The organism is Ensifer sp. SL37, from assembly GCF_026672675.1.
GTDB classification, from domain to species: domain Bacteria; phylum Pseudomonadota; class Alphaproteobacteria; order Rhizobiales; family Rhizobiaceae; genus Ensifer; species Ensifer adhaerens.
In genome coordinates this window covers 3,357,062-3,376,274 of sequence record NZ_JAPPRN010000006.1, presented here as the reverse complement: position 1 = coordinate 3,376,274, position 19,213 = coordinate 3,357,062, and the positions used below count along the sequence as shown (strand labels likewise).

Annotated in this window: 20 protein-coding genes; 12 read left to right on the top strand and 8 right to left on the bottom strand. The window is 62.7% G+C overall.

All coding sequences use genetic code 11. The annotated features are described in order from the left end of the window. Nucleotides 1-419: 419 nt before the first annotated feature. From OVA00_RS28685 to mobB, 3 genes are read left to right on the top strand one after another with little or no spacing between them, the layout of a single operon-like run. Nucleotides 420-1,328 carry a DMT family transporter gene (locus OVA00_RS28685; RefSeq protein WP_060520678.1) on the top strand — a complete coding sequence of 303 codons (909 nt, stop codon included), beginning with the start codon at nt 420-422 and terminating at the stop codon, nt 1,326-1,328. A 9-nt stretch (nt 1,329-1,337) separates the two neighbouring features. Beyond that, entirely contained in the window at nt 1,338-2,003 is a 666-nt protein-coding gene (gene mobA, locus OVA00_RS28680) for a molybdenum cofactor guanylyltransferase MobA (protein ID WP_268090079.1), read from the top strand. Continuing rightward, a complete protein-coding gene (mobB, locus tag OVA00_RS28675) occupies nt 2,000-2,521 on the top strand; it encodes a molybdopterin-guanine dinucleotide biosynthesis protein B (RefSeq protein ID WP_113554763.1) in 522 nt (173 codons plus the stop codon). Before mobA ends, mobB begins: the two co-directional genes overlap by 4 nt. 22 nt (nt 2,522-2,543) lie before the next feature. On the opposite strand, the gene OVA00_RS28670 is transcribed toward mobB, so the two are convergent. The 3 genes from OVA00_RS28670 to OVA00_RS28660 form a co-directional block, all read right to left on the bottom strand. Next, nucleotides 2,544-4,142: a tetratricopeptide repeat protein gene (locus OVA00_RS28670; RefSeq protein ID WP_268090078.1), complete on the bottom strand. Its 1,599-nt coding sequence runs from the start codon at nt 4,140-4,142 to the stop codon at nt 2,544-2,546. Between the two features lie 221 nt (nt 4,143-4,363). Continuing rightward, the gene (locus OVA00_RS28665) at nt 4,364-5,107 is read right to left on the bottom strand and encodes a polysaccharide deacetylase family protein (protein WP_089044148.1); all 744 of its coding nucleotides are present in this window, start codon (nt 5,105-5,107) and stop codon (nt 4,364-4,366) included. 167 nt (nt 5,108-5,274) lie between these two features. Continuing rightward, nucleotides 5,275-7,617, bottom strand: coding sequence for an OmpA family protein (locus OVA00_RS28660; protein WP_268090077.1), 2,343 nt, complete (start codon nt 7,615-7,617; stop codon nt 5,275-5,277). A gap of 418 nt (nt 7,618-8,035) precedes the next feature. On the opposite strand from OVA00_RS28660, the gene OVA00_RS28655 reads away from it, so the two are divergent. The 4 genes from OVA00_RS28655 (at nt 8,036) to OVA00_RS28640 (ending at nt 11,050) form a co-directional block, all read left to right on the top strand. Then, entirely contained in the window at nt 8,036-8,818 is a 783-nt protein-coding gene (locus OVA00_RS28655; RefSeq protein ID WP_034795139.1) for an ABC transporter substrate-binding protein, read from the top strand. 169 nt (nt 8,819-8,987) lie between these two features. Continuing rightward, a complete protein-coding gene (locus tag OVA00_RS28650; protein ID WP_034795142.1) occupies nt 8,988-9,791 on the top strand; it encodes an ABC transporter permease in 804 nt (267 codons plus the stop codon). After that, nucleotides 9,788-10,618: an ABC transporter permease gene (locus OVA00_RS28645; protein WP_060520672.1), complete on the top strand. Its 831-nt coding sequence runs from the start codon at nt 9,788-9,790 to the stop codon at nt 10,616-10,618. Before OVA00_RS28650 ends, OVA00_RS28645 begins: the two co-directional genes overlap by 4 nt. Nucleotides 10,619-10,783: 165 nt before the next feature. Then, nucleotides 10,784-11,050 carry an usg protein gene (locus tag OVA00_RS28640; RefSeq protein ID WP_034795148.1) on the top strand — a complete coding sequence of 89 codons (267 nt, stop codon included), beginning with the start codon at nt 10,784-10,786 and terminating at the stop codon, nt 11,048-11,050. Nucleotides 11,051-11,119: 69 nt separating this feature from the next. On the opposite strand, the gene OVA00_RS28635 is transcribed toward OVA00_RS28640, so the two are convergent. Continuing rightward, complete coding sequence (locus OVA00_RS28635) at nt 11,120-11,845, bottom strand: DUF2270 domain-containing protein (protein ID WP_034795151.1); 726 nt, start codon at nt 11,843-11,845, stop codon at nt 11,120-11,122. Between the two features lie 204 nt (nt 11,846-12,049). On the opposite strand from OVA00_RS28635, the gene OVA00_RS28630 reads away from it, so the two are divergent. The 3 genes from OVA00_RS28630 (at nt 12,050) to OVA00_RS28620 (ending at nt 14,551) form a co-directional block, all read left to right on the top strand. Next, the gene (locus OVA00_RS28630; RefSeq protein WP_034795154.1) at nt 12,050-12,877 is read left to right on the top strand and encodes a class I SAM-dependent DNA methyltransferase; all 828 of its coding nucleotides are present in this window, start codon (nt 12,050-12,052) and stop codon (nt 12,875-12,877) included. A 112-nt stretch (nt 12,878-12,989) separates the two neighbouring features. Further along, nucleotides 12,990-13,859, top strand: coding sequence for an NAD(P)-dependent oxidoreductase (locus tag OVA00_RS28625; RefSeq protein ID WP_192438142.1), 870 nt, complete (start codon nt 12,990-12,992; stop codon nt 13,857-13,859). After that, a complete protein-coding gene (locus OVA00_RS28620; RefSeq protein WP_268090076.1) occupies nt 13,856-14,551 on the top strand; it encodes a DNA alkylation repair protein in 696 nt (231 codons plus the stop codon). Before OVA00_RS28625 ends, OVA00_RS28620 begins: the two co-directional genes overlap by 4 nt. A 15-nt stretch (nt 14,552-14,566) precedes the next feature. Here OVA00_RS28620 and OVA00_RS28615 read toward each other — a convergent pair whose 3' ends face one another. The 3 genes from OVA00_RS28615 to OVA00_RS28605 all read right to left on the bottom strand — a co-directional run bounded on the left by OVA00_RS28615 (nt 14,567) and on the right by OVA00_RS28605 (nt 16,339). After that, nucleotides 14,567-15,055, bottom strand: a complete 489-nt coding sequence (locus tag OVA00_RS28615) for an Lrp/AsnC family transcriptional regulator (protein ID WP_034795162.1) — start codon at nt 15,053-15,055, stop codon at nt 14,567-14,569. A 65-nt stretch (nt 15,056-15,120) separates the two neighbouring features. Next, nucleotides 15,121-15,759 carry a uracil-DNA glycosylase family protein gene (locus tag OVA00_RS28610; protein ID WP_268090075.1) on the bottom strand — a complete coding sequence of 213 codons (639 nt, stop codon included), beginning with the start codon at nt 15,757-15,759 and terminating at the stop codon, nt 15,121-15,123. Continuing rightward, nucleotides 15,752-16,339, bottom strand: coding sequence for a thermonuclease family protein (locus OVA00_RS28605; protein WP_034795169.1), 588 nt, complete (start codon nt 16,337-16,339; stop codon nt 15,752-15,754). The genes OVA00_RS28610 and OVA00_RS28605 overlap by 8 nt, the downstream gene beginning before the upstream one ends. Before the next feature lie 305 nt (nt 16,340-16,644). Here OVA00_RS28605 and OVA00_RS28600 point away from each other — a divergent pair, with 305 nt between their 5' ends. Further along, entirely contained in the window at nt 16,645-18,180 is a 1,536-nt protein-coding gene (locus OVA00_RS28600) for a sensor histidine kinase (protein WP_090294420.1), read from the top strand. Nucleotides 18,181-18,183: 3 nt separating this feature from the next. Then, nucleotides 18,184-18,726 carry a GNAT family N-acetyltransferase gene (locus OVA00_RS28595; RefSeq protein ID WP_268090074.1) on the top strand — a complete coding sequence of 181 codons (543 nt, stop codon included), beginning with the start codon at nt 18,184-18,186 and terminating at the stop codon, nt 18,724-18,726. Between the two features lie 4 nt (nt 18,727-18,730). Here OVA00_RS28595 and OVA00_RS28590 read toward each other — a convergent pair whose 3' ends face one another. Beyond that, entirely contained in the window at nt 18,731-19,144 is a 414-nt protein-coding gene (locus OVA00_RS28590; RefSeq protein ID WP_034795175.1) for a diacylglycerol kinase, read from the bottom strand. Between the last annotated feature and the right edge of the window lie 69 nt (nt 19,145-19,213).

Genomic DNA, 19,213 nt, shown 5'->3' with positions numbered 1-19,213 from the left:
CGCGCGGCGGTTTTTCTTGGTGGAAACACCGATGGGCCATCGGCCGGAGGCTCTCCCAAGCCTCAAGCAAACGTCCCTGGAATGGCCACCCTGCAAGGTTTATTGCGGCGCCACCCCGCCGATCGCGTCATGCGAATGGATGCGGAATTGTGGCGACGATAGGCAGCGAAACTTAAGATTCCGCGAATAAGCTTATGTTCGAACACACCGGCTTTACCGGCAAGCGACAGTCTTTCCGGCAAAGGTTCTCCCTCGAAGGCAATCCTTCTACTTGTCGGACAAGAAAAGTCGGAGCGGCATGCGATCCCGTTTGCACAACCCGGCAGCCAATGCTTAAACATTAGGCGATCCATTCACGGATTCGCCTCCCCATCCGCCGGCAGCGCAGGCCGCTTGCCCGGCGTCGCAGGACAGCCAGCATGCAAGCCTCCACCAATTTCCGCGGCATTCTTTTCATGTGCCTGGCGATGGTCACGTTCTCGTGCAACGACGCGCTCGTCAAATCCGTCACCGGCGCAATGAATGTGGGGCAGATCATCTTCGTGCGCGGTTTGCTGACGACGCTGATGGTCGTGCTCGCCGCCTGGCATTTTCGCGCCTTCCGGCCGATCGGAACGCTGATGCGGCCGGTGATCCTGCTGCGCATCGCCATGGAGGCGCTGGCCTCGGTCACCTATATCTCGGCCCTCGGCCAGATCCCGCTCGCCAACGCCTCGGCAATCATGCAGGCGCTTCCCCTGGCCGTCACGCTCGGCGCCGCACTCTTCCTCGGCGAACCGGTCGGCTGGCGCCGCTGGACCGCGATCATCGCCGGCTTCATCGGCGTGCTGATCGTGCTCCGGCCGGGCCCCGAGGGCTTCACGCCGGCGGCGCTGACCGTGGTTGGGTGCGTCTTCGTCACCGCCACCCGCGACCTCTGTACCCGCCGCATCGGCCACGACGTGCCGGCGCTCTACATCACCGTATCCACTTCGCTCGTCACCACCCTCGTCGGCGCCTTGCTCATCCAGCCGATGGGCGGCTGGCAGCCGATGTCGACGACGACCTTCAGCCATATCGCTGCGGCAAGCGTTCTGCTGATGCTCGGCTACCAGACGATCGTGCTGGCGATGCGGGCCGGCGACATTTCGGTGATCGCCCCCTTCCGCTACACCAGCCTGATCTGGTCGATTGCGATCGGCATCTTCTTCTTTGCCGAGGTGCCGGATCACTGGATGCTGGTCGGCGTCGCGATCATCATCGGTTCGGGTCTCTACACCTTCTATCGCGAGACGCTGCGCGGTCGCAAAGCCGTCGCCCAGCGCTCGCTGACCGGCCCACTGGAATAGGAGCCGACAATGCCCGGAAGCCGTCCCTCGCCCCTGATCAGCGCATCCCTGCCCGCCGTCGTCCTTGGCGGCGGATTGTCGCGCCGTATGGGCAGCCCGAAGTTCGGCCTTCAGCTGGGCGGCCAGACGATGTTGACGCGCATCGTCGCCCGGCTCCGGCCTCAGGTGACGAGCGTCGCCGTCAACCTCAACGCCGATCCGGCTGGCGCCATCGACAGAGGCGTGCTCGTCATCGCCGACACAGTCCCCGGTTTTCTCGGCCCGCTTGCTGGCGTGCTGACAGCCATGCGCCATGTCGCGGCGACCAATCCGGCAGCAAGCCACGTCGTCGTTGTTCCGACCGATACGCCGTTCTTTCCGGATAATCTCGTCACCCGAATGGTTGCCGGCCTGACAGAGCACCAGCAGATTGCCGTTGCGGCATCCAACGCGCAGATGCATCCGTTGTTCGGGCTCTGGCCGGTCGCCCTTGCGGACGAGCTTGAGACCTTTCTGACAAGTGACCCGAAGCGCCGCGTCCGCGCCTTCATCGAACGCCACCCTTCGGTAACGGTCGATTTTCCGCTTATCGCGACGGCAGAAGGCGCATTCGATCCGTTCTTCAACGTCAACACGCCCGAGGATCTGACCGACGCGGAGCAATGGTTGCGTTTCTTCGAGGATGACAAAACATGAGCGCCATGAAGATCTTCGGCATCGCCGGCTGGAAGAATTCGGGCAAGACTGGCCTGATGGTACGGCTCGTCACCGAGCTAACGCGGCGCGGCTACATCGTCTCCACCGTCAAGCACGCCCACCACGACTTCGATATCGACAAGGTCGGGGCCGACAGCTACCGCCACCGCGAGGCCGGCGCCCATGAGGTGACGATCGTCTCCGGCACGCGATTTGCCATCATGCACGAATTGCGCGGCGCCCCGGAGCCAAGCTTCAAGGAGATCCTGGCGCGGCTCGCGCCTTGCGATCTCGTCCTCATCGAAGGCTACAAGCGCGAACCGATCCCGAAAGTCGAGGCTCGCCGTCTGGAGTCAGCGAACCGCGAGCCGCTGGCGCCCACCGACCCCCACATCTGCGCAATCGCTGCCGATCATCCGGTACAAGGCTCCGATCTGCCAGTGTTCGAGCTCGACGACACGGCGGCAATTGCCGATTTCGTCGAGAAGGTCACAGGGTTACAGCGTAAAGGCGTCTGAAATGCGCGAAGGCGCTGCAGGCTCAACGCTGTGAGGCACGGCGATACTCTTCAGGCAGCTTCGCCAGCAACTCCTGCGCTTTCTGCATCCCTTGCGCGGCCGCCTTGGCATACCACTCGGCCGCGGCTGAAAGATCCTGCTCCACCCCATCGCCTCTCGCATAGGCGATACCGAGAAAGAATTGGGCGTCCGCATTTCCTTGCTCCGCCGCCTTGCGGAACCACCTGACGGCAGCCGGAGCGTCAATCTCCACGCCGATGCCATTGAGATAGGCGATGGCGAGATTGAACTGCGCCAAGGCATAACCCTGGTCAGCCGAAAGCTCGTAGAGCCGCGCCGCCTCCTTCGCGTTCTTCTCGATACCTTGGCCATTCGCATACATGACCGCCAGGTTGAATTGCCCTTTGGGATCTCCGCGATCGGCAAGCATCAGGAACCAGCGGTGCGCCTCGGCGTAGTTTTCATCGACGCCGGCACCCGTCAGGTACATGGCGCCGACATTCATCTGCGCTTGCGGGTTTCCCTGTTCTGCCGCCTTCAGGAACAGCTCGAATGCCTGAGCCTCGTCCTTCGCGACACCGCGACCCAGCATGTAGAAGATTGCCAGATCCACCTGCGCCGAGACCATGCCCCGGTCCGCCGCCATCCGGCACCACTTCACCGCCTCCCGATCGTCGCGCCCGACGCCGAAGGCGCGCGCGTAGATAGTGCAGAGGAGATTCTGTGCCTGCCCGTTTCCGGCATTCGCAGCAAGCCGCAGCCAGCGATCACCCTCCTTGGTATCGACCCGCCCCGCCTCGCTATTGAAATAGAGCCTGCCGGCATTCACCTGCCCTTCGATGTTTCCCTGCTCGGCTGCTCGCACATACCAGTTGAGCGCCTCGGGAACGCTGCGTTCGACACCGGTGCCTCTCTCATACATAACGCCGAGATTGTACTGGGCGCGGGGTTCCCCGCCGATCGCGGCGCGCGACTCCCAGCGATAGGCCTCCGCGTCATTCCTCAGCGTACCGTTGCCCCGCAAATAGGCGACGGCAAGATTGTGCATGGCCGCAACCAGCCCCTGGTCCGCAGCCTTCCGATACCATTCGAAGGCCGCGGCCGGATCGCGCGCCGTTCCGCGCCCCTCCTGAAGCATGTAGCCGAGATTGTATTGGGCCGCGGCATAGCCCTGCTCCGCTGCCAGCCGGTAGTAGGCAACGGCCTGCGCGTCATCCTTGGCGACACCCAATCCCTGTTCGTAGTGAACGCCGATATTGTACTGGGCGGCCGGCGTCTTCTGATCGGCTGAAAGCCGAAACCAGCGAAGCGCCTCGACATAGTTCTGCTTCACACCTTCGGCACCGTTGAAGTAGATCGAGCCGAGCAGGAACTGGGCTTTCGCGTTGCCCTTCGCTGCAGCCCTCCCGTACCAGCCGATGGCTTTCATGAGATCGTGGGCAACACCTTCGCCAGTCTGGTAGCGCATGCCGAGATCGACCTCGGCCTCAACGTCACCGGCCTCGGCGCGGTCCAGCACCTGCTCGAATGGTGGCAGAGCCGTGCCTGCGCCATAGGCACGCGTAGGCAAGGAAGCCTGCACGAGCAGTGCGATAACGAGCCCGAAGACGACACGTTTCATCCACCCCTCCAGAACCAGTCGCATAGGGAGAGAAGCCTAGGGGGACGAACCGGCAACGGAAAACGGATTTCGACGGGCCGCTACTTTGCGTCGAGCAGCGGCCTCGTGGTCGACGAGACATGAACCGCCGCGGAGGGCGCGCCGCATTCACGGCCCACACTGCGGCTTACGCCAACGGCCTCGGCGTGCGGATATTTTCCAGAATCAGCCGTTGCTGGCGGTCAGTTCGTCGCGCCGACGGTCATTTCGTCCGGAATGTCGTTCAGTCGCACGAAGCTGTAGCCCTTCGCCTTGAGGTCGAGGATGCCGCGGGCAACGCCGGCGCCGGCGGAATGGGTCGGTTGGTTGATATGGGCGATGATGACGTCACCGTCCTTGGCGGCGCGAATGCGCTTCTCCGCCATCGCCGCACCCAGCAGCGAGCCACCATCACCGTTCACCGAGTAGCCGGCGATGCGGTAGCCCATGGCGCGGATCTGGCTCATCGACGAATGGGTGTATTTGGCCGTCGCGCCGCGAAACCACTTCGGCGCCGGCAGGCCATGCGCCTTGATTGCGACAGCACCGCCATCGACTTCGGCGGTGACTGCCGCCTCGGAGCCGGCTGCCGCGATGCCATAGACGGAAATCTTCACGTCGATCGGCGGCACGTGCATGGCGCCGTGGTCCTCGATCTCGAATAGATCCGGATGCGCCTTCATCACCTCGACGACGAGGCCGTTGCGCTTCAGCCAGCGCGCGGTGACGAAGATCGTCGCGGGGATGCGGTTTTCGATCAGTGTGCCGAGGATGCGCATGTCGGTGGCGCCGCTGCAGGCATCAAGCGTCAGCGCCACCCGCGGCGCTCCGCCCCTTCCCTCGGGATTGGCGGGCAGACGCAGATCCGGCTCGACGAGCCCGGGCGCGGCGATGGCCGAATGGGCGAGCGTGGTGGCGGCAACGAGCGCGAGAACGAAGGCTTTCATGGCAATCCGAGGAAGATAAATCTGGGAAGGAATGTCAAACGACGGAAACCCGCCTTTTACGAGGCGGGTTTCCTGGTCTTATTCGGGCAGTCCTGCCGAAGCTTGATCCGCGCAGCGCCAATCATTTTGGCGCCGCGCGCGCCTTGTTAGCGCTGCGCGAAGCCCTGTTAGCGCTGTGCGACCGGGCGAACCAGCGGGGTCACACGGCGAATGGTGACGCGACGGTTCTGCTGTTCGGCGTCCTGGGTGCGAACCTTCAGGAAGCGCTCGCCATAGCCCTGGGTCGCCAGGTTTTCCGGCGGAATGCCGTAGACCTCGGTCAGCAGCGAGGCAACCGATTCGGCGCGCTTGTCGGAGAGCACCAGGTTTGAGCGGTCCGAGCCAACGGCATCGGTGTGGCCTTCGATGAAGAAGGTTTCACCCGGATCCTTGGCGAGGATCTTCTCCATCGCGGCTGCGACCTTGCGCATGGTCTTGGCCTGCGACATCGACACTTCGGCGCTGCCCGTCGGGAAGGTGATCGTGTCGAGGTCGACGCGGCGCACCTTGTCGCGCAGGCGGGCGGAGTAGCGGACTTCGTCCATGGTGTAGACGCGCTCGACACGCTCGACCGGCGGCTCGGCCAGGAACTCGTAGTAGTCGCGATCCGGATCGTCGGAAACGTCGGCGATGTAGTCACGAACCGGGATGCGCAGGCGCATCGGCGGCAGTTCGTAGCCGACGTCGATGATCGCCGGACGCGGACCCTCGTCACGCTCGGGCGCATAGATCATCAGGTATTCGTTGCCGTCGCGGTCGACACGCGAGCGCTGCAGGATGTCGCCGTAACGGTTGTAGACGGTGACGATCCGGTAGCCGCCCGGACGCACGATGGTTTCGCGGGTGCGACCGCGCGGAAGCTGATCGTAGTAAGTCTCTTCCGCATCGTAACGCAGGCGCGGACGGTCGTCGCCACGCACGAAGATCTGGTCGCCGACACCGAGGATCACCCGGTTGTCGACCTGCTCGACGATCTTTACCTCAGTGATGTTGTTGGTGATGTTGTTGACCGTCGTATTGTTGTTGATCACCGTGTTGTTGATAACAGTGTTGTTGACGATGTTGGTCGTCTCCGGAACCACGAAGACCGGAGCCTCATCGACGCGCGTACCCTTTTCGTTGAGGTTCGCTTCGATCTTCTGCGGTAGGTCGGCCGGCATCTCGGCAGCGATCGCAGCCTGCGCTGCGGCATCGTCGGCCGGCGGCGGGGCGTCCTCTTCCTTGGCGCGCAGTTCTTCACGCAGCTTCTGGCGCTCTTCGCGCGCCTGGTTGCCGCCGGCATTGTCCGCGTCCTTGTCGCTGTCGAGCACGGCAGCACCGTTTTCGACCGGCAGCACGACGGTTTCGTCGGTCGCGGCCGGATCATCGGCGATCTTCACCTTCTCTTCTTCCGTGCGGGTGTCGACCACTTCCGGAGCCGGCTGCTGCACCTGTGGCTGCTCGGCCGTTACCGGCTGCTCCGTGCCGGGCACGGGCTGACCTTCGCCGGTCTGCGGCTGCTCGGTACCCGGGACTGGCTGTCCCTCGCCCGTCTGCGGCTGTTCTGCACCAGGCACCGGCTGGCCTTCGCCGGTCTGTGGTTGTTCCGCGCCAGGCACAGGCTGGCCCTCGCCAGTCTGCGGCTGCGGCTCGACGGCGGGAGCGGTTTCGCCACCGGCCTTCGGCTCTTCGGCAGCCTTCTGCTCTTCAGCGGCCTTCTGCTCTTCGGCAGCCTTCTGCTCTTCGGCAGCCTTCTGCTCTTCAGCAGCCTTCTGCTCTTCAGCAGCCTTCTGTTCGTCAGCGGTCTTCTGTTCGTCAGCGGCCTTCTGCTCTTCGGCGGCCTTCTGCTCTTCAGCAGCCTTCTGCTCTTCGGCGGCCTTCTGTTCGTCAGCAGCCTTCTGTTCGTCAGCGGCCTTCTGCTCGTCGGCGGCCTTCTGTTCCTCAGCAGCCTTCTGCTCTTCGGCTGCCTTCTGCTCTTCAGCAGCCTTGCGGGCAGCATCTTCCTCAGCAGCCTTCTGCTGCTCGGCAGCCTGACGTGCCGCTTCTTCTTCGGCAGCCTTCTGCTGTTCGGCAGCCTGACGTGCGGCTTCTTCTTCAGCAGCCTTCTGCTGTTCGGCAGCCTGGCGCGCAGCTTCTTCCTCAGCGGCCTTCTGCTGCTCGGCGGCCTGGCGCGCTGCCTCTTCTTCAGCGGCACGCTGCTGCTCGGCGGCCTGACGGGCAGCCTCTTCCTCAGCAGCACGCTGCTGCTCGGCAGCTTGGCGTGCAGCTTCTTCTTCTTCAGCGGCGCGCTGCTGTTCGGCAGCCTGACGCGCGGCTTCTTCTTCCGCCTGGCGCTGCTTCTGCAGCAGCAGTTCCTCGTCGGATTGGCCACCGCCCTCCTGTGCAACCTCGAATGGCTTCATCAGGCTGTCGGCCACCGCGGGCGGAACCGCCACGGACACCGACAGCACCGGCAGCGCGACGGTCGCGAACAGCTTGGATCGAATCGACATTTTGTCTTCCTTCCTCTTCCTGGGAGGTCCTGGCCCGCATCCTCTCGTCAACCTGTGACACGCTGAAGAAGAGAATGCGAACACGAATACTTACGGGGCCTTGACCCAAGGTTTCGGCTTTTTTGTGTTGGCCGCGAGACGCGCGGTCCAATGCAACGCCCAAACCGCGAACCGGTTCCTTGACAAGGGCTAGCGGAGGCAAGATTAACCGCCGCTGAACGCTCCGTTCATGTTTCTCCCGCACGGAAAACCACAATCATCGGTCGAAACTTGATTCCCGTTGAGCGCCTTCGCTTTCCTGTTGATTTTTAGTGGAAAAGAGTACGAATATCGCCACAACCGGCGGCAGACGCCCCGGCTGAAATTGGCATCCGCGAAAAACAACAATGCCGGATGTCGACCAACAGAGAGGACTATCATGCGTATTTCCAAGCGGCTGGCAGCCGCCGCATCGGCTGCCGTTTTCGTGCTCATGGCAGGCTCGGCCATGGCCGACGGCGAAAAGGTCGTGATCGGCACGGAAGGCGCCTACCCGCCCTTCAACAACCTGGAAGCGGACGGCACGCTGACGGGCTTCGACATCGACATCGCCAAGGCGCTGTGCGTGGAAATGAAGGCCGAGTGCACTTTCGTGACGCAGGACTGGGACGGCATCATTCCGGCGCTCATCGCCAAGAAGTTCGACGCCATCATCGCGTCCATGTCGATCACCGCCGAGCGCAAGGAAAAGGTCGACTTCACCAACAAGTACTACAACACCCCGCCGGCAATCGTCGTGCCGAAGGATTCGCCGATCACCGAGGCAACCGCAGCCGCCCTTCAGGGCAAGGCGCTCGGCGCGCAAGGCTCGACCACCCATTCCAACTATGCCGAAGCGCATATGAAGGGTGCCGAAATCAAGCTCTATCCGACGGCTGATGAGTACAAGCTCGACATCGCCAACGGCCGTATCGATGCGGTCATCGACGACGTCGTCGTGCTCTCGGAATGGCTGAAGACCGCTGACGGCGCCTGCTGCAAGCTGCTCGGCACCCTGCCGATCGACCCCGTTATCAACGGCGACGGCGCCGGTATCGCGGTCCGCAAGGGCGACGATGCGCTGCGCGAGAAGTTCAACAAGGCGATCGAAGCGATCCGCGCCAACGGCAAGTACAAGGAAATCAACGAAAAGTACTTCCCATTCGACGTTTATGGCAGCTGATTGACGGTTTCTGGTGCGAATCCATAGTGAATCATGCCGGAAAAACGTCGGTTGATGCGAAAATTGCAACGGCGGATGGCTTGCCCTTCCGCCGTTTTTGTTTGACAAGTGCCTAAAACAAAGCGCGATCGATACGCATAAAAACAGCGCAAAAGGGGAAATCTCTGACATGAGCGGGTTGTTTGCCGGCTTCTATTCCATCCTCTCCTGGATCGGATCGATCGTCGATCCATTCTGCGGCCCGGTCGGGGTCTTTACCTGGCTCGCACCTGGCACGCTTCTCGCCTGCGGTGACACCGGATGGGGCGACGATATCGCCCACGGCTTCGTCATTACCGCGAGCCTTGCCATCGCAACGCTGCCCGTCGGCCTGTTGATCGGCTTCTTCATCGCGCTGGGCAAACAGTCCGAAGAGCGCACGGTTCGGCTCGCGTCGAACATTTACACGACGATCTTCCGCGGCCTGCCCGAACTGCTGACGCTCTTCATCGTCTATTACGGCTTGCAGATCCTCGTTCAACAACTGCTGGCATCGCTCGGCTACGACGGTCCGGTCGAGATCAATGCCTTCTTCGCCGGCATGATCGCACTCGGCGTCGTCTTCTCCGCCTATTGCTCGGAGGTGCTGCTGTCGGCTTTCAAGGCCATCCCGCATGGACAATACGAAGCCGGTGACGCCCTTGGCTTGCATCGCGGCCGCACCATGCGCCTCATCATCCTGCCGCAGCTCGTGCGCATCGCCCTGCCCGGTCTCGGCAATCTCTGGATGGCGCTGCTCAAGGACACCGCCCTCGTCTCGGTCGTCGGCCTGACCGACATCCTGCGCCAGACCGGCATTGCCGCCCGCGTGACCAAGCAGGCCTTCGAATTCTACGGTGTTGCCTGCGTGCTCTTCCTGATCCTCGCGATGATTTCCTCGATCGTCTTCTCCTACATTGAACGGCGAACCAAACGTGCGGAGATGGGCCGATGAGTGTCGTTGCAACGATGATCCCGCCGCAGGCGCCGCCGCCGGTTCCGCCGAAGCCCTACACGCTCACCCGCTTCGTCGGCAGCGTTGCGCTCGGCATCTGGCTGGCACTCGGCGTCGGTATCTTCCTGACCGTGGTCGGCGGCTGGGATCCGGACAAGTTTGCCAAATACGGCCCGCGCTTCATCAACGGCCTCGGCGTCACGTTGATGCTGGTCGGCCTTTCGATCGTCATGGGCGCTATCCTGTCGCTGCCGATCGCCTTTGCCCGCATGTCGAAGAACAAGGTCCTGTCGTGGTTCGCCTACGGATACGTCTACTTCTTCCGCGGCACGCCGCTGCTGGCACAGCTCTTCCTCATCTACTACGGCCTCGGCAGCTTTCGCCCGCAGCTGGAAGCGGTCGGCCTGTGGTGGTTCTTCCGCGACGCGTGGAACTGCGCGATCTTCGCTTTCACGCTCAACACTGCGGCCTACCAGGCGGAAATCCTGCGCGGCGCGATCGAGAGCGTGCCGCGCGGCCAGCGCGAAGGCGCTGACGCGCTTGGCCTTCCCCAGCGCGTCGCCTTCTGGAAGATCATCCTGCCGCAGGCAATGATCGTGGCGCTGCGCCCCTACGGCAACGAGATCATCCTGATGATCAAGGGCTCGGCGATCGTCGCGATCGTCACAGTCTTCGATCTCATGGGCGAAACCCGCTATGCCTTCTCGCGTACCTTCGACTTCCAGATGTATATCTGGGCAGCCATTCTCTACCTCATCATGGTCGAGATCCTGCGCAACATCTGGAGCCTGCTGGAAGCGCGGCTGACCCGCCATCTGAAGCGATAGGCTTTCTACGTCGGTTTCGAACAAGCTTGGCAGCACTCCCTAAGAGAGGCTGCCAAGCTTTTGTTATTTCACGAGAAAGTTTCACTTCGGGACAAATATTAGCCCTTGATTAACAAATCAGGCGTTTCATCATAGGGACCAACCTTTGCGAGAAGTGAGGTCCACATGACGAACGAGATGGAACTTCAGCTCAAGGGCTACGGACTGACGACGGCGCAGATCCTCTACCACCTGCCCGACCATCCGGCCTTCCTGCAAACCTATATCTGGCAGCATTACGACATTGCGCCGGACTTCCCCGAAATGCGCAGCTTCCTGAAATTCTGGGAAGAGAAACTGGACGGGCCGCTGCATTCGGTGCGCTACGTGCACCGCAAGCTGATCTCGGCCACCGAATGGCGCGCACTGAAGGGCGAGCTCATTCTGCACTGAGAGCCGCCGACGGCGACCGCTCTCTGTCACCAGGAACCCTGGATCGGCGAGGCGTGACGCCCGGCGCCCTCAGACATGCACCTCCCCATGCGCGAGTTCGCCTTCGCGCGGCTCCTTGTGCAGCGAGCCGTAGAGCACCAGCCCGTAAAACACGATGACACCAACAATCACCGGCCAGCCGGGCAAGGGACCGAGGGCCGCATTCTGGGCGACGTCCATCCAGGAGCGCACGTGGCCGAAGGGCTCGCCATTGGTGGAGATCTTCGGCGAGGAAATCTTCAGCGCCCACGCGAGCAGCAGGATCAGATACATCCAGCAGTAATTGCGCTGCAGCCGGCGGCAAAGCGCCTCGCGGTAGCTCATCAGGAAAGCGGGCTTGCGCAGGCTCTTGGCGATCGACGCCGCCCAATTGAGGTTCGGCGTGCCATCGGGCGCCAGGATCTGGGCGAAGTAGCCGCGCTCCAATTGCCGTACCCGGGCGCGATAGACGTCGAAGAAGCGATAGCGCCGGGCTTCGATCAGGAGCAAGAGCGTAATCAGCAGCATGGCGAAGAGCAGCACGCCATGATGCGACGACGGTGTCGACAGCGAGACCGAGAGCAGCGCCGCAACGACGGTGATTGCCCAGTTGGAGGTCCGGTCGATGCGGTCGCGCCAGCCGGCCATGCGCCCCATTTCGCCGCGATAATAGTGTACCACCGCGTTGATCTGCTCCTGCGACGTCTGCGGCAAGGGCGGGCCTTTCGGCTCCTTCGTTTCGGCGCTCAAGATCAGCGGCCCAAGCTCGGCGGACATCGGCATTCCTCCCGTCTTTTCTTATGCTTGCGATGATGACTCCTTTCCTGTCGCCGATAAATCCCGATGGCGCCGCATGGCGACGTTTTTCGTCCGGAAGGCCAAGGAAATCCTGCCACTGACCGCCAAAACGCCAGATCCACGCCCGCAAACCTTTCGCCGACGGCGATTGCCAAAAACCGGCTGCGGACGTAAGAAGCGCCCATGACCCAGAAAAGCACGAAAATCGACGAGGAAGCGCTGGCCGAGGCCTATAACCGCGCCCTCTCCCTGGAAAAGTCCGGCAAGTTCGATGCCGCGGCGCAAGCCTATGCCGAAGTGCTGGCGCTCGATCCGGAAGACCACGGCGGCGCTGCCGTGCGACTGGCCTCGATGGGACGCGGCGAAACGCCGGTGAAGGCGCCCGATGCCTATGTCGCCACGCTCTTCGACCAGCATGCCGAAGTCTTCGACAACGTGCTCGTCGACCAGCTCGGCTACTGCGTGCCGCTCCTCGTCCGCCAGCGCCTGCAGGCGCTTGAACTCGGCCCCTTCGACCGGGTGCTGGATCTTGGCTGTGGCACGGGCCTGACCGGCGGCGCGCTCCGCGACATGGCCGAAGACATCACCGGCGTCGACCTCTCCGAAAACATGGTCGAGATCGCCCACGAAAAAGACCTCTACGAGACGCTTTACGTTGCAGAGGCGGTCGACTTTCTCGACGACAATGACGACGAGCCCTTCGACCTTATCGTCGCCACCGACGTGCTTCCCTATATGGGCGCGCTCGAAGCGCTGTTTTTCGGCGCGGTCGACAACCTCGTCCCGGGCGGCCTGCTGATCTTCTCCAGCGAAACCCTGCCCGCAGAGACCTTCGCCGGCCGCAATTTCATGGTCGGCCCGCACCAGCGCTTTGCCCATGCCGAGAGCTACCTGCGCGACCGTCTCGCCGCCACCGGCTTCGAGATCGTCGAAGTCGGCGACATCACGGTGCGCCTGGAAGAAGGTGAGCCGATCGCCGGACATCTGGTGGTCGCGCGCTTCAAGCCCTGATCGGGCCATGACAGCATCATGAGAAGGGAGCATCGCACGATGCTCCCTTCTCTCTTTTCCGCACCCGCGCCATCGGCTACACCAAGGCGAAAGCAATGGGAGTATTCGGAAAATGGCAAAGGTTGCATTCATCGGTCTCGGCGTCATGGGCTACCCCATGGCCGGTCACCTCAAGGTCCGCGGCGGTCACGAGCTGACGGTCTATAACCGCACCTTCGCCAAGGCCGAAAAGTGGGCGGCCGAGTTCGGTGGTCGCGCGGCGCGTACCCCGGCAGAGGCCGCCGATGGCGCCGATTTCGTCTTCTGCTGCGTCGGCAACGACGACGACCTGCGCTCTGTAACGACGGCCAAGGACGGCGCCTTCGAAAAGCTGAAGGCCAACGCCGTCTTCATCGACAACACCACGGCCTCCGCTGAGGTCGCCCGCGAACTCTACGAAGCGGCCAAGGCCCGCAATGCCCACTTCGTCGACGCCCCGGTTTCCGGCGGCCAGGCAGGCGCCGAAAACGGCGTTCTGACGGTGATGTGCGGCGGCGACGAAGCCGCCTTCGATCGCGCCAAGCCGGTCATCGAAGCCTTTGCCCGCATGGTCGGCCTGATGGGTCCGGCCGGTGCCGGCCAGATCACCAAGATGATCAACCAGATCTGCATTGCCGGCCTCGTCCAGGGGCTCGCCGAAGGCATCCACTTCGGCAAAAAGGCGGGTCTCGACATCGAGAAGGTCGTCGACGTCATCTCCAAGGGGGCAGCCGGCTCCTGGCAGATGGAAAACCGTCACAAGACGATGAATGCCGGCAAGTACGACTTCGGCTTCGCCGTCGACTGGATGCGCAAGGACCTCGACATCGTGCTCGCCGAAGCCCGCCGCAACGGCGCCAAGCTGCCGGTGACCGCGCTGGTCGACCAGTTCTACGGCGATGTGCAGGAAATGGGCGGCAACCGTTGGGATACGTCCTCGCTGCTCGCCCGCCTCGAAAAGTGAGCCTTAGCCCGTCCTCGACCGCGGGCGAGATCATCGCTCACCTGCGGTCTCTCGGCTCTGAAGACAATCTCGCCGGCATGGCGCGTTTCGGTATCGTCACCGACGCCGCCATCGGGCTTTCCAACGTCGAGCTTCACAAGATCACCCGGCTGGTGAAGACCGATCACCGCCGGGCGCTGGCGCTCTGGCAAACCGGCATTCGCGAGGCGCGCATCCTGGCCGCCTTCACCGCCGATCCGAAAGTACTGACGCTCGACGAGGCGCGCCGTTGGGCGGAAGATTGCAATTCCTGGGAAGTGGTCGATACCGTCGCCGACCTTTTTATTGCCGCGCGCTTCGAGCGCGAACTGATCCCGGAATTTTCAGCCGACGAACGGGAATTCGTCCGCCGCATCGCCTTTGCGATGATCGCGACGGCAGCGGTTCACCTGAAGAAAGAACCGGACGCAGCGCTTCTCGCCTGGCTGCCGTTGATCGAGCAGCATTCCGGCGACGAGCGCAACTTCGTGAAGAAAGCGGTCAACTGGGCGCTCCGGCAGATCGGCAAGCGCAACGCCGCCTGCCACGGCCCGGCTCTTGCGCTTGCGAAGCGACTGGCGGAAAGCTCGAACCGCGCCGCCCGCTGGACGGGCAAGGACGCGGTTCGCGAACTGTCGAACGACAAGATCCTGGCAAGGCTTGGCCTCGCCTGAGTCTGCTAGCTGAGGTCAGTCCTCGCTGGACTTCGCCTGGTCGATCATCATGTAGTCGAGCGGCAGCTCGGTCGTATACTTGATCTGCTCCATGGCGAAGACGGAGGAAACGTCGCGGATCTCGATCTTGGCGATCATGCGCTTGTAGAAGGCGTCATAAGCCGCGATGTCAGGCACGACGACACGCAGCAGATAGTCCACGTCGCCACTCATGCGGTAGAACTCGACGACTTCCGGAAATTCGGACACGACCTCGGAGAAGCGGCGCAACCACTCCATCGAATGGGAGTTCGTACGGATCGACACGAAGACCGTGACCTTGGTGTTGATCTTCACCGGATCGAGCAGCGCGACGCGGCGGCGGATGACGCCGTCCTCTTCCATCTTCTGGATACGCCGCCAGCACGGCGTGGTCGAAAGCCCGACCTTCTTGGCAAGGTCGGCAACGGCCAGCGTGGAATCCTCCTGCAGCAGGCGCAGGATTTTGCGGTCTAGGCGATCCATAAAAGTCCCTCTCGAATTATTTTTCCCTCTATAGCGCGAAATTGATGAAGATAAAGAAAATTGTTTCAGTTCGTGAGAACGAGGACACGTTCGCGCAAGAAGGGCAGCACGTCCGCTTCGAACCAGGGATTTCGCTTCAGCCAGCCGGTGTTGCGCCAGCTCGGATGCGGCAACGGCAGGACCGCCGGCACGGCGTTGCGCATCGCGTAGCGCCGCCAGTTCTTCACCGTCTCGGTCATCGATTTCGGACAGTCCGGACCGATATGCCAGCGTTGCGCATAGTGGCCGATCGCCAGCACCAGCTCCACCTGCGGCATCTGCTCCATCACCCGGTGGCGCCAGAGCGGCGCGCATTCGCGCCGCGGAGGCAAGTCGCTGCCATGGGCGTCATAGCCCGGAAAGCAAAAACCCATCGGCACGATCGCGAATTTCTCCGGATCGTAGAAGCTCTCGCGATCGACAGCCAGCCATTGCCGCAGCCGATCGCCGGACGCATCGTTGAACGGCAGACCGCTGTCATGCACGCGCAGTCCGGGCGCCTGCCCGGCGATCAGGATGCGCGCCGCAGTGGAGATCACCGCCACAGGCCGCGGCTCGTGCGGCAGCCGGTCGGCCTCGCCGCGCAGCGGGCTGTCGCGACAGATGCGACAGGCCGAAATTTCCGCCCGCAACCGATCGAGTTGAGCAATGCGGTCGTCAGGCATCGGCGATACCGGAAAAAAGTGCGGTCAGGCGTTCGAGCAGCCAGCTGCGGATCGCCGCAAGCCAGCCATCGATGAGGTGCGGCCCCTCGTCGGGATGACCGTTCGTCCGGCGCCACTCCTGCGGTTTCACGAATTCGCCGGCCCAGAGCCCGCGCTGCTCCCGTTCTGCCCTTGCCTCCTCAGCCTCATAGCGCCCGTAGCTCACCGCATAGCCCGAAAGCACCATCTCGCGCCCGACATCGCGGTGGGCAGCATCGCAAACGCCGAGCTCGCGGCCGTATTTGTCCCGGCCGTGAAACCGACAGCGCACATCACCCGCCGAGACGAGCGCCCGCAATCTGTCGCGCGCCTCGCGGCCGCAGTCCCAGGCGACGCCGTCGCGCCTGCAGGTCTGGTCGAGCTCCGGCGCGTCGATGCCCTCGATGCGGACGCGTTTACCGTCGATCCGCAGGCTGTCGCCGTCGCTCGCGATCGCCGCGCCCCGTGCCGAACCGGTCGCAGATCGCTCTCCGACGGGCAGCCTGTCGGCGACAAAGGCGCCGATCGCCAAGAGGATGAGAATGATCCATCCGCCGGCCATGCCGCCACGTCCGCCGGACGGCGCATGACCGCGGGACCTGCCGCGGCCCTTGGGAAACCGATATGTCGTCCGTCCGAATTTCACGCCTGCCCTAACCTCGATTGCCGCGGGACTGCCTCGCAGACCAGCGCGTCATAAACATGGTCGATTCCAAAAGATTAGAGAAGGAACCTCACATGCAGCGCGATCCATCACGACCTGAACACGGCTGCGCCACAATGGTTGTCGAATCCTTCACGCACCGCAGCAACTTCTTAAGGATTGCTCACTAGACTGCAACGCAATCGCAACCGTCGCATATGAGCATGAGTATCGCTGCCAGCACATCGACCGATAAGATTATCGTCGACAAATCGCGTAGCCATCGAAACAAGGCTGTTTCGAGGACGGTCCGCGCGACGCGTGAGCGGCTGCAGACAGGCTCGTCGGTGCCCTCGGGCTTCGAGCGCGAGATGCTCAATCTCTACATTGACAGTGCTCTGCATGGCGCGATCGCCATTCCGGTGCTTGTTACGCTGATTGCGGCGGTCGGCATCTATCTCTCCGGCAATCTCGGTTTCGTCCTCTGGGCGGTCATGACGCTCTCGGCCCATGCCGTCACGCTCTTCTTTGCGCGCAAGGCACGCCGGGAAGACATCAGCGCCGAGAAGGTTCCGGTCTGGCGCCGCCGCTTCCTGCTCGGCCAGGTGCTGATGGGCCTCTGCTGGGCGACCTTCGTCGCACAGGATTGCGCGAGCTGCGGCAACGTGCGCTTCGGCTTCTTCGAGGGCACGGTGCTGCTGGTCGCGCTTGCTGCGACCGCTATGGGCACGTTCCTGCTGCGCAATGCGCTCCTTTACACTTTCGCCCCGGTCGTGGCAGCCCTCGCCTTTGCATCGCTCACGACCGGCGACGTGATCTATATGGGGCTCACCGGCGTCATCTCGCTGTCGCTGCTCTTTCTGGTGCTGATGACGGATCGCATGAACCGCGCAAGCGTGCACATCCTCTCCGTTCAATCGGAAAAAGACGACCTGATCGCGGAACTCGAAGTTGCAAAGTCGATGTCCGACGAAGCCCGCCGGCGTGCCGAAGAGGCAAACCTCGCCAAGTCGCGCTTCCTCGCATCCATGTCGCACGAGCTGCGCACGCCGCTGAACGCCATTCTCGGCTTCTCCGAGGTGATGTCGACAGAGGTTCTGGGCCCGCTCAGCAACCCGACCTACAAGGAATACACCAACGACATCCACCGCTCTGGCGAGCACCTGCTGAACCTCATCAACGAGATCCTCGACCTGTCGCGCATCGAGGCCGGCCGCTACGACCTCAACGAGGATTCGGTCAGCCTGGTCGATATCGCCGAGGATTGCATCGGCATGGTGCAACTGAAGGCCCGCGCCAAGAACATCACCATCCACCAGCAGTTCGAACACGGCATGCCCTCGGTCTGGATCGACGAAAAGTCGATGCGCCAGGTCATTCTCAATCTGCTGTCGAATGCCGTGAAGTTCACCAATACCGGCGGCGAAGTCACCTTCAAGGTCGGCTGGACCGCGGGCGGCGGCCAGTATCTCTCGATCAAGGACAACGGCCCCGGCATTCCCGAGGAAGAAATCCCGATCGTGCTCTCTGCCTTCGGCCAGGGCTCGATCGCCATCAAGAGCGCCGAACAGGGCACGGGCCTCGGCCTGCCGATCGTCCAGGCCATCCTCGCCAAGCACAATGGCGAATTCATCCTGCGCTCGAAGCTGCGCGAAGGTACAGAGGCGATCGCCATCCTGCCGGCGCGCCGCGTGCTCGAAAGCCTGCCGGCGATCGAGGATGTCGCAGCCCCGGTTCGCCGCCGCAAGAGCTTCGCCTGATCCATGCACATCGAAACGCAGCGCCTCAGGCTTCGGCCCTGGGAAGGACGCGATATCGCGCCTTTCGCTCTTGCCAATGCCGATCCCGAAGTCCGGCGCTACTATTATCCGGCCATTCTGACGCGCAACGAAACGGCAACGATGATTGCCGACTGCGCCCGCCATCTCGCCGATCGCGGCTTCGGCTTCCTCGCCGTTGAACGCAAATCCGATGGTGCGCTGATCGGCGGTCTCGGCCTTTCTGGGGCTGGAGACGAAATCCCCGGCGGACCGCATGTCGAAATCGGCTGGATCCTTGCCCGCCCGTACTGGCGGCAAGGATACGCGCTGGAAGCGGCGAGCGCCTGCCTGGACCATGCATGGCGCACACTCGGCCTTGCCGAGGTTATCGGCTATACCTCGCGCATCAACCAGCCTTCGCGGGCGCTGATGGAAAGATTGGGCATGCGCTCGGATCCGGCTGATGATTTCGACGACGTCACGGTACCCGGGGGCAACCCGCTGCGTCCGCATGTGCTTTATCGGGTGAAGGCGCCGGCCCGCTAGCCGGTCAGTTCATGAAGCCGTCGAAGATCACGACATAGGCGGCATAGACACCGTTGGCGACAATCAGGCAGAGGCAGGCGAAGGAGCCGAGATCCTTGGCGTTCTTACCCATTTCCGAGATTTCGGGAGAAACGCGATCGACAATTTCCTCGATTGCCGTGTTGATCGCCTCGAAGGCCATCATCAGCAGGAACAGGATCGCCATCGCCACATATTGGAAGAAGGTTGCGCCGACGATGATGAAAGCGATCATCGCGGCGGCAAAGGCGATCAGCTCGTGGCGAAAGGCAGCCTCGCCGATCAGCCGCTTGGCGCCGCCGAGCGAATAGCTCGCAGCGGCAAAGAGATGCCGAATGCCGGTCTGCTTCTCGACAGGACCCGTCTGTCCAATGCGGTGCGTGGTGTTCTTGGCGTCCATTTCGTCTCGACAGGGCTTGAAACTGTGCTTGCTTCGACATCGTGATTGAGGCGAATGCAAGGCGGTCTC

Excerpts from the sequence above, each read along its gene's own strand:
- OVA00_RS28595 (WP_268090074.1), top strand. The coding sequence starts at position 18,184 with ATGCACATCGAAACGCAGCGCCTCAGGCTTCGGCCCTGGGAAGGACGC.
- mobB (WP_113554763.1), top strand. The coding sequence starts at position 2,000 with ATGAGCGCCATGAAGATCTTCGGCATCGCCGGCTGGAAGAATTCGGGC.
- OVA00_RS28615 (WP_034795162.1), bottom strand. The coding sequence starts at position 15,055 with ATGGATCGCCTAGACCGCAAAATCCTGCGCCTGCTGCAGGAGGATTCC.
- OVA00_RS28600 (WP_090294420.1), top strand. The coding sequence starts at position 16,645 with ATGAGTATCGCTGCCAGCACATCGACCGATAAGATTATCGTCGACAAA.
- OVA00_RS28625 (WP_192438142.1), top strand. The coding sequence starts at position 12,990 with ATGGCAAAGGTTGCATTCATCGGTCTCGGCGTCATGGGCTACCCCATG.
- OVA00_RS28610 (WP_268090075.1), bottom strand. The coding sequence starts at position 15,759 with ATGCCTGACGACCGCATTGCTCAACTCGATCGGTTGCGGGCGGAAATT.
- OVA00_RS28670 (WP_268090078.1), bottom strand. The coding sequence starts at position 4,142 with ATGAAACGTGTCGTCTTCGGGCTCGTTATCGCACTGCTCGTGCAGGCT.
- mobA (WP_268090079.1), top strand. The coding sequence starts at position 1,338 with ATGCCCGGAAGCCGTCCCTCGCCCCTGATCAGCGCATCCCTGCCCGCC.
- OVA00_RS28590 (WP_034795175.1), bottom strand. The coding sequence starts at position 19,144 with ATGGACGCCAAGAACACCACGCACCGCATTGGACAGACGGGTCCTGTC.
- OVA00_RS28630 (WP_034795154.1), top strand. The coding sequence starts at position 12,050 with ATGACCCAGAAAAGCACGAAAATCGACGAGGAAGCGCTGGCCGAGGCC.
- OVA00_RS28665 (WP_089044148.1), bottom strand. The coding sequence starts at position 5,107 with ATGAAAGCCTTCGTTCTCGCGCTCGTTGCCGCCACCACGCTCGCCCAT.
- OVA00_RS28605 (WP_034795169.1), bottom strand. The coding sequence starts at position 16,339 with ATGGCCGGCGGATGGATCATTCTCATCCTCTTGGCGATCGGCGCCTTT.
- OVA00_RS28645 (WP_060520672.1), top strand. The coding sequence starts at position 9,788 with ATGAGTGTCGTTGCAACGATGATCCCGCCGCAGGCGCCGCCGCCGGTT.
- OVA00_RS28655 (WP_034795139.1), top strand. The coding sequence starts at position 8,036 with ATGCGTATTTCCAAGCGGCTGGCAGCCGCCGCATCGGCTGCCGTTTTC.
- OVA00_RS28640 (WP_034795148.1), top strand. The coding sequence starts at position 10,784 with ATGACGAACGAGATGGAACTTCAGCTCAAGGGCTACGGACTGACGACG.
- OVA00_RS28660 (WP_268090077.1), bottom strand. The coding sequence starts at position 7,617 with ATGTCGATTCGATCCAAGCTGTTCGCGACCGTCGCGCTGCCGGTGCTG.
- OVA00_RS28635 (WP_034795151.1), bottom strand. The coding sequence starts at position 11,845 with ATGTCCGCCGAGCTTGGGCCGCTGATCTTGAGCGCCGAAACGAAGGAG.
- OVA00_RS28650 (WP_034795142.1), top strand. The coding sequence starts at position 8,988 with ATGAGCGGGTTGTTTGCCGGCTTCTATTCCATCCTCTCCTGGATCGGA.
- OVA00_RS28685 (WP_060520678.1), top strand. The coding sequence starts at position 420 with ATGCAAGCCTCCACCAATTTCCGCGGCATTCTTTTCATGTGCCTGGCG.